General features: G+C 55.7%; 15 protein-coding genes and 1 pseudogene. 11 read left to right on the plus strand and 5 right to left on the minus strand.

Annotation, left to right across the window (positions count from 1 at the left end):
• Positions 1-76: 76 nt before the first annotated feature.
• Complete coding sequence (locus tag TRICHSKD4_RS15390; protein WP_009467803.1) at positions 77-3052, plus strand: Tn3 family transposase; 2976 nt, start codon at positions 77-79, stop codon at positions 3050-3052.
• On the opposite strand, the gene TRICHSKD4_RS30830 is transcribed toward TRICHSKD4_RS15390, so the two are convergent.
• Positions 3009-3173, minus strand: coding sequence for a hypothetical protein (locus tag TRICHSKD4_RS30830; RefSeq protein ID WP_009467804.1), 165 nt, complete (start codon positions 3171-3173; stop codon positions 3009-3011). The two genes, TRICHSKD4_RS15390 and TRICHSKD4_RS30830, sit on opposite strands and share 44 nt — an antisense overlap.
• Positions 3174-3182: 9 nt before the next feature.
• Positions 3183-3641 carry an Lrp/AsnC family transcriptional regulator gene (locus TRICHSKD4_RS15395; protein WP_009467805.1) on the minus strand — a complete coding sequence of 153 codons (459 nt, stop codon included), beginning with the start codon at positions 3639-3641 and terminating at the stop codon, positions 3183-3185.
• A gap of 187 nt (positions 3642-3828) precedes the next feature.
• On the opposite strand from TRICHSKD4_RS15395, the gene TRICHSKD4_RS15400 reads away from it, so the two are divergent.
• The 9 genes and pseudogenes from TRICHSKD4_RS15400 to TRICHSKD4_RS15435 all read left to right on the plus strand — a co-directional run bounded on the left by TRICHSKD4_RS15400 (position 3829) and on the right by TRICHSKD4_RS15435 (position 12968).
• Positions 3829-4497 (plus strand): cyclase family protein, encoded by a 669-nt coding sequence (locus TRICHSKD4_RS15400; protein ID WP_009467806.1) that lies wholly within the window; start codon positions 3829-3831, stop codon positions 4495-4497.
• Between the two features lie 228 nt (positions 4498-4725).
• The gene (locus TRICHSKD4_RS15405) at positions 4726-6165 is read left to right on the plus strand and encodes an aldehyde dehydrogenase family protein (RefSeq protein WP_040616984.1); all 1440 of its coding nucleotides are present in this window, start codon (positions 4726-4728) and stop codon (positions 6163-6165) included.
• Entirely contained in the window at positions 6162-7394 is a 1233-nt protein-coding gene (locus TRICHSKD4_RS15410; RefSeq protein ID WP_009467809.1) for a methylaspartate ammonia-lyase, read from the plus strand. The genes TRICHSKD4_RS15405 and TRICHSKD4_RS15410 overlap by 4 nt, the downstream gene beginning before the upstream one ends.
• Positions 7391-8518 (plus strand): CaiB/BaiF CoA-transferase family protein, encoded by a 1128-nt coding sequence (locus tag TRICHSKD4_RS15415; protein ID WP_009467810.1) that lies wholly within the window; start codon positions 7391-7393, stop codon positions 8516-8518. Before TRICHSKD4_RS15410 ends, TRICHSKD4_RS15415 begins: the two co-directional genes overlap by 4 nt.
• Positions 8515-10140: a GMC family oxidoreductase gene (locus TRICHSKD4_RS15420; protein WP_009467811.1), complete on the plus strand. Its 1626-nt coding sequence runs from the start codon at positions 8515-8517 to the stop codon at positions 10138-10140. The genes TRICHSKD4_RS15415 and TRICHSKD4_RS15420 overlap by 4 nt, the downstream gene beginning before the upstream one ends.
• A complete protein-coding gene (locus TRICHSKD4_RS15425; protein WP_009467812.1) occupies positions 10137-10991 on the plus strand; it encodes a CoA ester lyase in 855 nt (284 codons plus the stop codon). Before TRICHSKD4_RS15420 ends, TRICHSKD4_RS15425 begins: the two co-directional genes overlap by 4 nt.
• Positions 10988-11119, plus strand: a complete 132-nt coding sequence (locus tag TRICHSKD4_RS31715; protein WP_009467813.1) for a fumarate hydratase — start codon at positions 10988-10990, stop codon at positions 11117-11119. Before TRICHSKD4_RS15425 ends, TRICHSKD4_RS31715 begins: the two co-directional genes overlap by 4 nt.
• A 119-nt stretch (positions 11120-11238) precedes the next feature.
• Positions 11239-12150: pseudogene (istA, locus tag TRICHSKD4_RS15430) on the plus strand (IS21 family transposase); the annotation flags it as partial.
• Between the two features lie 494 nt (positions 12151-12644).
• On the plus strand, positions 12645-12968 hold the full coding sequence (locus TRICHSKD4_RS15435; protein WP_009467815.1) for a hypothetical protein: 324 nt from the start codon (positions 12645-12647) through the stop codon (positions 12966-12968).
• A 27-nt stretch (positions 12969-12995) separates the two neighbouring features.
• On the opposite strand, the gene TRICHSKD4_RS15440 is transcribed toward TRICHSKD4_RS15435, so the two are convergent.
• Together TRICHSKD4_RS15440 and TRICHSKD4_RS15445 are read right to left on the minus strand one after the other, a co-directional pair.
• Positions 12996-13418 (minus strand): type II toxin-antitoxin system VapC family toxin, encoded by a 423-nt coding sequence (locus tag TRICHSKD4_RS15440; protein ID WP_009467816.1) that lies wholly within the window; start codon positions 13416-13418, stop codon positions 12996-12998.
• Complete coding sequence (locus TRICHSKD4_RS15445) at positions 13415-13672, minus strand: plasmid stability protein stbC (protein ID WP_009467817.1); 258 nt, start codon at positions 13670-13672, stop codon at positions 13415-13417. Before TRICHSKD4_RS15445 ends, TRICHSKD4_RS15440 begins: the two co-directional genes overlap by 4 nt.
• 201 nt (positions 13673-13873) lie before the next feature.
• Between TRICHSKD4_RS15445 and TRICHSKD4_RS32360 the strand changes: the two genes are divergently transcribed.
• On the plus strand, positions 13874-14215 hold the full coding sequence (locus TRICHSKD4_RS32360; protein WP_083782806.1) for a recombinase family protein: 342 nt from the start codon (positions 13874-13876) through the stop codon (positions 14213-14215).
• Here the strand turns inward: TRICHSKD4_RS32360 and TRICHSKD4_RS15450 are convergent.
• Positions 14103-14813: an IS6 family transposase gene (locus TRICHSKD4_RS15450; RefSeq protein ID WP_009467818.1), complete on the minus strand. Its 711-nt coding sequence runs from the start codon at positions 14811-14813 to the stop codon at positions 14103-14105. The genes TRICHSKD4_RS32360 and TRICHSKD4_RS15450 overlap by 113 nt on opposite strands.
• Positions 14814-14833: the final 20 nt, after the last annotated feature.

Here is a 14833-nt window from a genome sequence, read left to right on the forward strand (position 1 = left end):
CCCTGTACGTAATCGCTCGTTTTTGGACAGGTAACCTACCTAGTTGCAAGGCGTGTCGATGTACAGGAGTAGGCGAATGGGGCGAAGGAAACTTATCAATGCCGGCGAGGCGCAAACACTGCTGGAACTTGCCGTAGATGAAGACAGCCTTATTCGTCATTACACACTCGATGCAGGCGATCGCCTCGAATGCGAATTGCGCCGACGCCCCCACAACCAACTGGGCTTTGCCGTCCAGCTCTGTGTCATGCGTCACACTGGCCGCCTCTTGGGCGATGGCGAATTGCCACCAACGTTGATCATCGAATATTTGGCCGATCAGCTCGGCATTGAGCCGCGCCACTTTTCCATCTATGCGACGCGGACACAAACCAGGTTCGATCATAGTAGGCACCTGACAGAATATCTCGGTCTGCACCTCGCGAATAAGGACGATCGCCGTGCAGCCTTGGTTGCTGCTACAGACGCCGCCGCTTCTGGGGACAAGGGGTTACCGATCACCGAGGCGATTATCAAGGCTTTCCGGGACCGACGTGCCTTGCTTCCGTCCCTGCATTCCATTGTGAAGATCGGGATTGCAGGCCGGGCTCTCGCCAGGCGTCGTGCTGAGGCTGGCCTAATCTCGAACCTCACACCGGAGACGCTGGTATCTCTCGACGACTTGCTAACCGTCGAACCCGCGATCGGTCAGACGCGCTTTCACTGGCTGAAGTCGGCTCCGGAGGCTCCCGGCGCGCTGAACCTGGTCGGATTGATAGAACGAGTCATTTTTCTGCGTTCGCTCGGGATCGATCCCCGATTGCAAGCTCGTATTCCGTCTGGCCGTTGGGAACAGATGGTTCGTGAGGGAGATGCCACGCCGGCCTGGCTCGCCAACGACTTTACCGCCAGCCGTCGGCACGCGACACTTGTGGCACAGGTCATCAAGCTTGGTCAGAAGCTCACCGACGATGCGATGACCATGTTCATCAAATTGATCGGCCGTTTGTTCTCCAAGGCCAACAATCGCAAAAAGCAGCGCCATATGAACCCACGCGCCGAAACATCGAAGGTGTTGCGGCTGTTCCTCGACACAATCGTGGCTTTACAGGCCGCCAACGATACCGGTGAAGATGCGATCGACACATTGAACCGGCAGGTCGGCTGGAACCGGCTACTGCAAATCAAGCCAGGTCTCGAAGCCATCGTCGAAAGCAACAGCACTTCCCCGTTAGCGCTGGCGGCCGAGCAATACGGTAACCTTCGCAAATATGCGGCAGCTTTCCTCCAGAACTTCAACTTCCAGTCCCGCCGACGTCACGATCCGCTGCTGGCCGCAATAGCAGTACTGCGATCGCTTTATGCCGAAGGAAGGCGTGTTCTTCCCGAGCGCGTTCCGGTTGCCCATCTTGCAAAGTCAGACAGGAAGCTGATCTTCGAGAATGGAAAGCCGGATCGCCGGCTTTATGAGATCGCGACGCTCGCTCATTTGCGTGATCGGCTCAGATCCCGCGATGTCTGGGTCGAAGGCAGCCGGGCCTTCCGGCCGATCGATGAACATCTGATGTCAAGGTCCACTTTTGTCGCTCTCAAGGAGGAAGACAAACTGGGTCTCGGTGTGCAGAGAGACGGCGAGGCGTGGCTGACCGAGGTCCGGCAAATGATGGACTTAAACCTCAAACGGCTCGCGTATCGTGCCCGTAATGGAAAGCTCGAAGGCGTCAGGCTCGAGGCGGGAACCTTGATCGTGACGCCGCATGCCAGGGATGTTCCCGCTGCGGCCGAAGACTTGAACGCCGAGATCTCCGAAATGTATCCGCTCGTCGAAATTCCCGACCTGCTCCGGGAAGTACATGAATGGACCGGTTTTGCCGACCAGTTCTCCCATGTCCGAACGGGAGACGTGCCGCGAAACATTCCGGCGATGCTCGCAGGTGTGCTTGCGGACGGTACAAATCTCGGCCCGAAACGCATGGCCGGAGCTTCGAAAGGGATCAGCGCCCATCAAATAGGTTGGATGCGAACCTTCCACGCCCGGTCCGAGACCTATCGAGCGGCGCAGGCCTGCGTGACCGATGCACATACGCTTCATCCGCACTCGCGCCTTTGGGGTGACGGAACGACCGCATCGTCTGACGGTCAATTCTTCCGGGCCAGCGATCGTGCGGCAAAGCGCGGTGACATCAACCTGCATTACGGCAGCGAACCGGGCACGAAATTCTACAGCGGACTTTCCGATCAGTACGGTTACTTCAGCATCCTGCCGATCAGCCCAACCGAGAGCGAAGCCGTCTATGTCCTGGACGGGCTGTTTGACCACGACACCATCCTCGAAATCGAGGAACTGTTCACCGACACCGGCGGCGCCAGCGATCAGGTCTTCGGACTGTTCCCATTCGTTGGAAAGCGCTTCGCTCCCCGGCTGCGCAACATCAAGGACCGGAAATTCCATACCTTCGAAAGAGCCGATACCTACCCAGCCTTGGCCAATCATATTGGCACTCCGATCAACACCACGCTCATTCTTGAGAATTGGGACGATCTCCTGCGCATAGGCGCGTCGGTCACAACGCGAACTGTCGCGCCATCAACCATCCTCAAGATGTTTGCCACCTCGTCGAAAGCCAACGACCTGGCCAAGGCGCTCCGTGAGATCGGTCGCATCGAACGGACACTGTTCATGATCGAATGGTATTCGAGCCAATCGCTGCGCCGGCGGTGCCAGGCTGGTCTCAACAAGGGTGAGGCTGCCCACAAACTCAAGCGTGCCGTATTTTTCCACGAACGCGGCGAAATACGCGACCGCTCCTATGACAGCCAGGCGTTTCGGGCCTCCGGACTGAACTTGGTAGTCAGTACCATCGTGCACTGGAACACCGTTTATCTCAGCCGGGCCGTCGCTCATCTGCGACAGCAGGGCCGGAAAATTACCGATGACGTGCTCAAGCACATCTCGCCGCTCCGTTGGGAGCATATCAATCTGACCGGCATCTACTCCTGGGACACGGAGAAACAAATACCTGAAGGCTTCAGGACGTTACGGTCGCCTGGAAAAATTCTGCGGGCGGCATGATGTTCACAATCCGTTCGCCCTTAGCGTGTCTACGGGAGCAAATCTTGTTCTGACCCCAATGATCCTTGAGTTTGCTTGCCTCCAGAGCCAAATTGACCACATCGTTAAAACTGTTGCTCATGTATTCCTCCTACTTCGTGATGCTGCGCAAAACGAGAATTGACTTAATTTGCCGAACGCCCGGCAGCGGATAGAGTGATTGCCGCAAGAAGCGTTCGAAATCATCTGTGCCGGAAACCGCAACCTTGAGCTGAAAGTCGCACTCACCGGCTATGACAGCCGCTTCGACAACCTCAGGCATGGCGCTAACAGCGCGTTCAAAACTCGACATCGCGGCCAGGTCATGGCGCTCCATCGTGACCTGAACAATCATCGTCTCCGAACGCCCCAAAGCCGCCTGATTTATGACAGCCTTGTATCCGGCAATGATTCCGGCCTCTTCCAACGCCTTTACCCGGTTCCAAACCGGTGAAGCTGACAAGCCGACGGCTTTTGCTAGCTCAGCGTTTGTAATGCGTGCGTTGAGCCAAAGCTCTTCAAGTATCCTTTCATCTATGCGGTCCAATTCGAACGATTTCATTTTCGCCATCTTATCTTTTCTCCCTCAGATGATCTTTTCGATTTTGCGGAACGTCCTTTTGAATAACTCCTGAAAGAGCCTTAATTAAGAAGTATCTTCTGTCAATTTAGCAATAATATGGAGTTAGTTTCTAAATAATAGAATAAATGCAGGAAAATCTACTGCCATTCAAAACAACAACAAGGAGGACAGACTTATGTGTGTTGACGGAACCGTTGAAACCGTCCAAGCTGCGATATCCCGCCGTCAGGCTGTCATTGGAGGTGGCTTGGCCGCTGGCGCACTTGCCATGGCCGCTACACCTGTTCGCGCCCAAATGCGGCAAGTACAATTTAGTGGCGTGTTAGACTTGACCCATGATTTGGATAAGTTCTTCCCAACCTATGGTGGCACGCAAGATTATGTGGAGCTTGAGCAAATCTTCTCCACCTCGCGCGAAGGGTATGACACTTATCGTTGGAAAATTCTGGAGCACGTGGGCACGCATCTGGATGCGCCATCCCATTTTCAGATTGGTGGCCGCACAGCAGTCGATCTATCAGTAGAAGAACTTGTTGCGCCATTGGCGAAAATTGACGTAAGCGACAAAGCCGCAAGCAATGCAGACTACGAACTGACCCCGGATGACATCCTGGCTTGGCAGCGTGAACACGGACGTTTGCCGTATGCTTGCTGTGTAGCGATGGATTCAGGCTGGGCTGATCGTGTCTCAACTGACGGCTTTCGCAATGCCGATGGCAGTGGCGTTATGTACTTCCCGGGGTTTCATGTCGAAGCCGCAGAGTTTCTTGAGAGCGAACGGAATGTTGTTGGCATGGCCGTTGATACGGCTGTCACTCGATACTGGGAATTCAACGTCTTTTGACACACATGTGGCGTGGCTCCCAGCCGACAAATGGGGGCTTGAGAACGTGGCAAATCTCTCTGCAGTACCTCCCGTTGGGGCAACTCTCATCGTCGGTGTACCTAAGATCGCCAATGCATCTGGCGGACCGTGCCGCGTGTTCGCTTTGGTCTGATACCTCCCGTCAGATCATGACTTGGCCTCGCCTTGGCTTTCACAAGGCGAGGTCTTTTCTTCCAAAGAGTGCCAATGAAACAATATCATTCCCTTATTAACCGGGCTCCGGTGCCACGTGTAAAAAAGCGCGATCTCATTGGCCCGTCAAATGAAACGACCGTCGCCCAGGTATCTGTTGCGACGAACGAAGACGTCACCGCGGCAGTCGATCATGCAGTGGACGCCCGCACTGAATGGGCGGCAACACCCGCAGGTGAACGAGGACGCATGCTGGTCGAGGCGGCGGCGAGCCTAGAAAAGCGTGTGAAAGAAGCGTCATTACGCATGGCCATTGAGCAAGGCAAGACCGTTGCTGAAGCTGAGGGCGAATTCGTGCGCGCGGTCGAAACGCTTGTTTGGAATGGCGAAAACGCGGAGCGGCTGTCTGCGCCACTGCCTATCGATGACACGCGTTGCCTTATCCGTGAACCAATAGGTGTTGTTGCGGCGTTTTCACCATGGAACTACCCAGCGGTCCTGTCGGCACGCAAGGTCGCAGCCCCACTGGCGGCCGGTTGTCCTGTTATCTTGAAAGCTGCTGAAGAGTCGCCAGCAGCGGCTGTCGCCATTGTTGAGGCGCTTTGGGAAGCGGGAGTCCCCGCTGGTGCCGTGTCTCTCTTGCTTGGCGATCCAAGCCACCTCTCCGAACAAATCATGGCGAGGCCAGAGGTCCGCGTCATAAGCTTCACAGGTTCAACACGAGTTGGGAAGCTGCTCGCCGCGAGAGCGGCTCAGAACCTGCAGAACTGCGTCTTGGAACTTGGCGGGAATGCCCCGGTCATCGTCACAGCTGGCGTTGATTTGAAAGACACGGCTCAGCAAGTTGCCGAGTACAAGTTCGAGCACGCAGGGCAAAGCTGTAACGCACCAGGCCGCGTCTTCGTTGACCAGACCATTTACGACGACTTCGTCGCAGAACTCGAACAGGCGGCTGCGCATTACGTTTTAGGCCCGGCGACAGAGTCGACTACAGTTATGGGACCGCTCTTCGCCCAGCGGGCTGTTGAGCGCATGGCGCACTTTACGAAAGATGCGGCAGAGCGGGGCGCAAAGGTTCATGAGGCGACAACTCGACCAGATGGACCGGGCTTCTTCTGGCCGCCGACGATTATCTCAAACGTACCGCCAGAATCTGGTGTACTCGAAGAGGAAGTATTTGGCCCAATCTTACCTGTGGTCCCTTTCGATACGATTGACGAAGCCATCCAGAACGCGAACGCATCGCCTTACGGTTTAGCCTCCTACGTTTTCGCAGCAGACGAGACCACCAAACGCTTGGTGACCAGCCAGCTTGATACGGGAAGCGTGTCCATCAACATGTTGCGCGGCGTGCGCGCAGACGTCCCAAATCCCGGCCGTCATGAAAGCGGGCTTGGATACGAAGGCGGAGAACCGGGTTTTGCCGCATTTCAGAACCTTAAACTTGTGAATGGCGCTGCAGCGACCCTGTTTGAAGGAAGTTCTGACGCATGACTACAATCCAGGATGTCATAACCGTGGAAGGGCGTGGAGCTTTTTTCCATGACGACCAGATGGCAATTCGAGGAGGTCGTGAAAAAGACGGGTTCCTCTACGCTGGAGATCCAGTCACGGATGGATTTGAACAGGTTCGGATGCCGGTCCCAGCACTTGGCATTGGACTGGTCCTTTCAAATGGCGAGATTGTTTGGGGGGATGCACTTGCAGTGCAATACGCAGGCGCTTCGGGTCGAGAGCCTGTACCAACCCATCGCTCTCTCAAGAACGAGATCGGTGGCGTATGGCGCGAGGCTTTGGTTGGTGCATCACTCGATCATTTCTCCACGCTTTGCGATCGCGTTTCGTCCATCAATGCGGGTGCTGCGACACGATATGGGTGCAGCCAAGCTCTTCTGAGGGCGGTCGCAACCAACAAAAGACGGACGGCGACCGAGGTCATCTGCGAGGAGTTCGATCTGCCGCTGCCAACTGGCCCGTGTGCTCTCTACGCCCAAAGCGGCGATGATCGTCACACGGCCGTTGATAAAATGGTGCTTAAGGGCGTTGATATCCTCCCCCACGGTCTCATCAATTCGGCAGAGAAGTTTGGGCCTCAAGGAGAGACGTTTCTTGAGTTCGTCAGATATGTCGCATCTCGTGTAAAACGCCTCGGAACAGAGTCGTACAAGCCGCGCCTTCACTTTGATGTCTATGGCTGGATTGGTCTGGGTATCTCAGAAAATCCAACCCTCGTCGCGGAATTCATAGCACAGGCTCAGAAAGCCGCTCATCCATTCGACCTGCATATTGAATGCCCCGTAGACTACGGGTCGACCGCTGCACAGATCGACGGATATGCCAAAATCGTGACAGCGCTCGAACGTCTGGGATGTACCGCACGCATTGTTGCGGATGAACATTGTAACTCCATCGAAGACATGCGGGCCTTCGCAACAGCCCGGGCGGCTCACATCATTCAGATCAAAATGCCGGATGTTGGATTAATCTCGGACACGATCAAAGCTGCGCTACACTGCAGGGCTGAGGGCGCAGGCGTCTATGTCGGAGGCTCTTGTACCGAAACGGACCTGTCCGCGCAACTCTCTGCAGACGTTGCATTGGCCGTTGGGGCCGAGATGCTCCTCGCTAAGCCCGGCATGGGGATGGATGAGGGTCTGACAATTGTCGGCAATGCACAGCTGCGCACGCTCGCAGAAATCTCTCATAGAGGTACTCATTCATGACCAGAAAACCACTCGAAGGCGTCCTTGTCGTCGCAATTGAGCAGGCCGTCGCAGCGCCTTACGCAACATCGCGATTGGCTGATGCCGGTGCCCGCGTCATCAAGATTGAGCGTTCGGAGGGAGACTTCGCCAGAGCCTATGACACGTTTGCAGGTGGCGAGAGCTCTTACTTTGTCTGGCTGAACCGTGGAAAGGAAAGCCTTCGCCTCGACCTCAAAAACGAAACTGATCGCGATCTTTTGCTGCGGATAATCGCCCAAGCCGATGTTGTTGTTCAAAACCTAAAGCCAGGCAGCTTGGCAAAAATGGAGCTAGATCACGCAACGCTGCGTTCGGACAACCCCAAACTCATTACCTGCAACGTCTCGGGTTTCGGCGAGGAGGGTCCGTTCTCCGATCTCAAGGCCTACGACCTGATTGTACAATCTGAGACCGCACTATGTGCGATCACCGGAACAGCCGATGGGCCCGCGCGAGTCGGCGTCTCGGTTTGCGACATCGCAGCTGGAATGTATGCGCATGCGGCCATCCTCGAAGCCTTGATTGCACGATCCGTGACCGGGCAAGGTTGCAATATCGACATCTCACTTTTTGACGCCATTGCAGATTGGATGAACGTCCCGTTATTGCAGGCTGCAGGGGGCGCGACCCCAACACGTCAGGGCGTCCATCATGCATCCCTTGCTCCATATGGCGCTTATGGGACAGGGGATGGGCGAACTGTCGTTTTCTCGGTTCAAAACGACCGCGAATGGGTCCGGTTTTGCGAGATCGTGATGGCGGATCCGTCGTTGACGCGAGATCCAGCCTTTGCAGACAACATGGCCAGGATTGGGAACCGCGCAGCCCTTGATGCACTAATTGAGCGCCGTTTTGAGGAGCTTGGCAATGAAACTGTCCTTGGGCTTCTTTCCGATGCGTCGATCGCCTATGGCCGCCTCAACGAGGTACCGGATCTTGCAGAGCACCCTCATCTGCGGCGCATCGAGGTCTCAACGCCGTGCGGAACCGCGCCAATCGTGGCACCCCCCGCAATTGTTGACGGCGATCGAAAGCCATCTTTTGCCGCGGTTCCTGCTTTGGGTGCAAACGATCAATCCCTGCGTCAGGAGTTCGCACAATGAAGAAGCAAACGCCCAGAATGGGTGAATACGACTACGTCGTCCTTGGAGCCGGGGCCGCCGGATCGATTGTTGCGGCACGCCTGTCCGAGGGGGGCAAGCACAGTGTCTGTGTGTTGGAGGCCGGACCTTCTGATTTACGTCCTTATGTTCGTATTCCAGCGGGCTTTGTCAAAGCTCTGCATCAGCCGCGCATCACATGGGGCTTCAAGACGGAACCTACAGAGCGGACCGTAGGACGAGCCATCGACACAACCCAAGGACGGGTTGTCGGGGGGGTGGGCTCGATCAACGGGATGGTCTACAACCGCGGCCATAAAGAGGACTTTGCTCTCTGGGAGCAAATGGGTAACCGCGGATGGGGCTGGGAAGATGTCTTACCACTCTTCCGTAGAACCGAAGCGCGCATTGGTCCAGGCACTGTTGAAGCGAGAGGTCGCGACGGTGGGGTTCCGGTCACCGACATGGATTGGTTTCATCCGGTATCAGAATCGTTCGTTGCCGCGGCTCAAGATTGTGGCCTCCCTTTGCGGCCTGACTACAACGACGGTGGACAGAATGGCGTCGGATATTTTCAACGAACAATACAAAATGGGCTGCGCGCAAGCTCTGCAGCTGGTGTTTGGGCCCCTGCGTTGAAACGCCTAAACATCCGCCTGCTCAAGGATTCAACTGTGCAGGCCCTTACCTTTGATGGCCTAAGCTGCACCGGTGTTCGCTTCCGAAAGTGTCGAGGATCTGAACGAAGCGTCACAGCGCGCCGGGAAGTGATTTTGTCAGCGGGGACGGTCAATACGGCGCGGCTCTTACAGATCTCCGGTATTGGAAACCCAAATTTGTTGAAAGACCTCGGCGTGCCCGTTGTGCATGCCTTGCCAGGTGTCGGCGAAAACCTCGCAGATCACTACTCTGCTCGCATGGTCATGCGGGCCAAACCGGGTGTTGTCACGCTCAACGAATTGGCTCGTGGCCCACGCCTTTTGCGCGAGATTGGAAGATGGGCGGCAGGACGCCCCAACATCCTTTCGCACGCGCCCTCTCAGGTCTTCATGTTCACAAAATCCGACCCTGCGCTGGACCTTCCCGACACGCAATGCGTCTTTATGCCAGGGAGCTACAAGGAGGGTGAGCACTACGCTCTCGACGACTATCCGGGAGTCACCGGGGGGGCTTGGCAACATCGACCGCTGAGCCGCGGCTTTGTCCGCGCAACGTCTCGAGATCCCGAAGTCCTGCCCATTGTACAGCCGAATTATCTTGAGGATCCTGTAGACCGACATGTGATGGTCAAAGGGATGCAGTTCGTGCGTGAGGTGCTCCACACGCCACGCATGGCACAATGGCTGGATTGCGAAACAGTGTCAGGTCCAGATGTGCAGTCGGACGACGAGATGCTCAATTTTTGTCAACGCAATGGATCGACTGGATATCATCTGATCGGCACAGCGAAGTTGGGACCCGCAGCGGACCCTACGGCTGTCGTGGATGACACCTTGCGTGTCCACGGGCTCGAAGGCTTGCGCGTGGCGGATGCCTCGATCATGCCTTCTATGATTTCTGCCAACACATATGCCACATCAATGATGATCGGCGAAAAGGCAGCTGATCTGGTCAAAGCTTCATGACCGCACCTCGAACCCTCCTCTTCGTTCCTGCGACAGATAAAAAGCGTGTGCAAAAGGCAAGCACGCTCGATGTAGATGTTGTCATCCTGGACCTTGAAGACAGCATTCCCCCGGCAGACAAAAACAAGGCGCGCGGAGTTTTGCTCGAACAAGTTTCGAGCCTAAAATCAGCCGAGATTCCTGTCTATGTCCGTGTAAATGCCCCATTCTCCTTGATGCAAAAGGATATCCACGCGGCACTAGAAGCTGGTGCAAACGGTCTCATCGTTCCCAAAATCGAGAGCGCTGCAATGCTGGATAGCGTGGCCGAGTTCGTCGCAGGCAATGGCGCGCAAAGCACGAGAGTGATGGGTCTCGTCGAGACAGCACGTGGCGTTGCACGTCTTCCCGAAATTGTTGGACACAAATTACTCTCACTGATCGCAATCGGAGACGAAGATCTCGCGACCGATCTTGGAGTTGATCCCGCTTCAGAGACTATCGTGGCGGTAAAGACGGCCCTGGTGCCGCTTGCTGTCGCAAATGGCGTGCTTCCAATTGGCACGGCGGCAAAACTGTCTGATTTCGGCGATCGCAACGCTTTTGAAGAGGGCTGTCGTCGAGCACGCGCTTGGGGCATGTGTGGAACCCTTTGCATTCATCCGGTGCAAGTCGAAATTGCGCAAAGGATTTATGCGCCAACACAGCAAGAAATCGAGTGGGCCCTCACGATTGTTGCTGCGTCGGAGGCGTCATCGGGCAAAGGCGCTCTTGGTCTTGATGGGCAGATGATCGACGCGCCTATTCTGGCGCGTGCGCAAAGGCTCCTTGCAACTAACCCAGAAAAAGTCGTGCGGGTGAAAGAGCCATGAGTAGGATCATAGCCGCGGAGGATATCGTTGAGGGCGTCTGTGATGCCTTACAATACGTCTCCTACTTTCACCCACCAGACTTTATCGACGCGCTCTATGACGCTTGGCAAAAGGAAGAGAGCGTTTGAGATCGGCGGTGCAAAATTCGACCACGGTAGCGGCGGGATAGTCCCGCTTCGGGCGGCGTAAAAGTCGTCCACCTATTTTTCTTCTGCGAAGACGGCAGGAGGGTTAGGGGATCTATACCGTGGAATTGTATTTGAAGGTCCGGCTGGCTTGTTCGGAAGGGATGACGCAGCGCCAGGCAGCGAAGCATTTCAACATATCGCGCGACACGGTTCGCAAGATGCTGTCGTATTCGACACCGCCCGGCTATCAGCGCCGGTCACCGGTGCGCCGTCCCAAACTTGATCCGTTCGTCTCGACCATCGATCGCTGGCTTGATGAGGACGAGAACATGCCTCGCAAGCAGCGCCACACGGCCAAGCGGGTGTTTGACCGGCTGCGCGACGAATGCGGTTTCACCGGCGGCTACACGATCATCAAGGATTACATGCGCGAACGATCACAGCGCCGCCAGGAGGTCTTCGTTCCGCTGTCGCATCCGCCCGGGCACGCGCAGGCCGATTTCGGCGAAGCCATAGTGGTGATTGGCGGCGTTGAGCAGAAGGCGCACTTCTTCGTGTTCGATCTACCGCACAGCGACGGCTGCTATGTGCGAGCCTATCCGGCGGCCGTGGCTGAGGCCTGGGTGGACGGCCACATCCATGCCTTCGCCTTCTTCGGCGGAGTGCCGCAATCGATCGTCTACGACAACGACCGGTGCCTTGTGGCGAAGATCCTGCCCGATGGCACGCGCAAGCGCGCGGCTCTGTTCAGTGGCTTTCTGTCCCACTACCTGATCCGGGACCGCTATGGCCGTCCGGGCAAAGGCAATGACAAGGGGAGTGTCGAGGGTCTTGTCGGCTATGCCCGGCGCAACTTCATGGTACCAATCCCGCGGTTTGCGACTTGGGATGAGCTCAATCTCTGGCTGGAAGAGCAATGCCGCAAGCGCCAGGGTGACAGACTGCGGGGCGAGAGCGGGACGATCGGTGAGCGGCTGCAACGCGATCTGGCGGCCATGCGTGCACTACCGGCTTCGCCGAAATCGGCCTGCGCGTGCCCGGGCGGATGCGACAGCGGAACGAAGACCTCCTGGCGGCGCTGTGATCGTTCGCGCATGTAATCCTTGATGATCGTGTAGCCGCCGGTGAAACCGCATTCGTCGCGCAGCCGGTCAAACACCCGCTTGGCCGTGTGGCGCTGCTTGCGAGGCATGTTCTCGTCCTCATCAAGCCAGCGATCGATGGTCGAGACGAACGGATCAAGTTTGGGACGGCGCACCGGTGACCGGCGCTGATAGCCGGGCGGTGTCGAATACGACAGCATCTTGCGAACCGTGTCGCGCGATATGTTGAAATGCTTCGCTGCCTGGCGCTGCGTCATCCCTTCCGAACAAGCCAGCCGGACCTTCAAATACAATTCCACGGTATAGATCCCCTGACCCTCCTGCCGTCTTCGCAGAAGAAAAATAGGTGGACGACTTTTACGCCGCCCGCAGCAGGATTATCCCGCCGCTACCGTGGTCGAATTTTGCACCGCCGATCTCATATGACCGACACTCATTTGAAACACATCGATACGACCGCCGCTTCCGATGAAACCGGTGACCTTGCAAATGCCAGAACAATCCTTGCCGCCCTTTGCGTCGTCCTTGGCGAGGATGGACAAAAGCCTGTCTCACGGCAGCAACTCGTCAATGAGCTGGTTCACGGGCCTTCATCCTTGAGAAAATGGTTCAAGGCCCTCCTCGCAGAGGCAGAAAACGAAGATCCGATCCATCTCAGAACCGTAAACGCGCTCCAAAAGGCCCTCGAATTAACCCAAAGCGAGTTTAGAAAAGCCTGCGAGGCCGCAATCGCTATTGTCGCGTGAGGAAAATGGATTGAGCGAACCCGTTCATTACTTGATCTCCCAGGGATTTAATGTCCGGATTTCGGCAGCTTCAAAAGGGGCAGTGTCGCGCGTTGCCACCATAAAGCTGTGAACCTTGGCCGTTGCTGCAATGTATCCGTCTGCATTTCCGATGGCTTTGCCTTTTGATCTCGCTTGAGCCATCAAGTTTGCATAGGCTTGCGAAGCACCTAGATCAAAGGGCAGAATTCTCCCCGAAAAGGCAGCAAGTACTTCATTTTCCAACCGTGTCTGGAAGATTGTGCGGCGCTTGCCATCAGGCATCGCTGCAATACCATAGCGTAATTCAGCAACTGTGATAGCTGAAAGGTAAAGGGTTTCGATGGCTTGGGCATCGATCCAGGCCACGACACTGGCGTTTGGAGAAATTCGCCACAACTCCGATATGACGTTGGTGTCAACAACAATCATTCAAAGCTCATTGGTTCTGTCGGAGCCCTGTCACGAGACTGGTCAAGCTTTTCAGCTTCAGCATCACTCAAGCCTCCCGCTTCCTGGGCAATGGATACCAATAAGGAACCCAGTTTAATACGTTCAGGTGGCCGGGCAGCAGCTTCCAGAATCTCCCGTATTTCAGCTTCCGTACTACGGCCATGATGGGCCGCGCGCACCCGCAGGGCACGGTGAACCTCATCGGACAGGTTTCTAACGGTCACATTTGCCATGATGCTTCAGGCTCGCGCTTGATAACGATGATATCAATATATCGTTTTTGATATCATATTTCAATAATCAGAACTGTGTGACAATAGGGTATACCCAAAAGGCATATTTTCATGTGACATGATTTTGATGTAACAAAAGAGCCTATATTCAGATAATGTGACGTCCAGCAGCCAATCCCACCTTAATGTGACAGTTTCTCCATGGCACGTATCGGATATGCCCGCGTCAGTTCATCAGACCAGAACCTGGATATCCAGATCGAGCGCCTGAAGGCCGTCGGTTGCGACATCATCCGCTCGGAAACCGGATCAGGCTCGTCGCGAGACGGGCGCGGAGAATTGGAAACCATCATCCAGTTTCTCCATGCCGGAGATGGGTATTGCCAACTTGTTGAATTCGTGGTGCATGACGCCCCATTCTGGACGGAATTCAGGCGTTCATTTTTCCAGTGTAGTCTTGCCATATTGCGAATGCATCAGCCCTTGCATGCCGGTATGAAGGTGCGGACAGTTTATATCGGCGCGGCCGGAAAAGCGTGTTGATCTGATCATGGGCAGACAGGAAGCGTTGTGCCTGACGCGGAGATTTGAACCGGCCCATGATCTTCTCCCGTTTACGTGTTGGGCGATGGGAGTTCTCAATCCTGTTATTCAAGCCCTTGTGAGCGCGATGATCGGCATTTGGCGCAAGAGCCCGAACCGGCTTGGTGTAACTGCGCAGTTTGTCTGTCACCACGACCCGGGGTTCGCCGTATTGCGTGACCAGCGTGCCAAAGAAACGTCTGGCTGCCCTGGCATTCCGACGCGATTGAACCAGGATATCCAGTACGTCTCCATCCCCGTCAATCGCCCGCCAGAGCCAGTATTTGACACCACCAATAACGATCACCGCTTCATCCAGGTGCCATTTGCTATTGGGCTTTGGACGGTCACGACGAATGCAGCGCGCAAAATGTCGGCCAAACCGGTTCACCCATTTGCGGACTGTTTCCCTACTGACAGCAATTCCCCGCTCCGCTAGCAGGTCTTCAACATCCGCCGCGTTCAACGCTAAGCGGTGGTAGGCCCAGACCGCATAGGAAATGATCGATCGTGGAAAGCGAAAGCCCTTAAGGCCTGGGAATTCTGAACTTGGAAACATACAAACGATCTATCAAACCA

Source organism: Roseibium sp. TrichSKD4 (assembly GCF_000148725.1).
Classification (GTDB): Bacteria; Pseudomonadota; Alphaproteobacteria; order Rhizobiales; family Stappiaceae; genus Roseibium.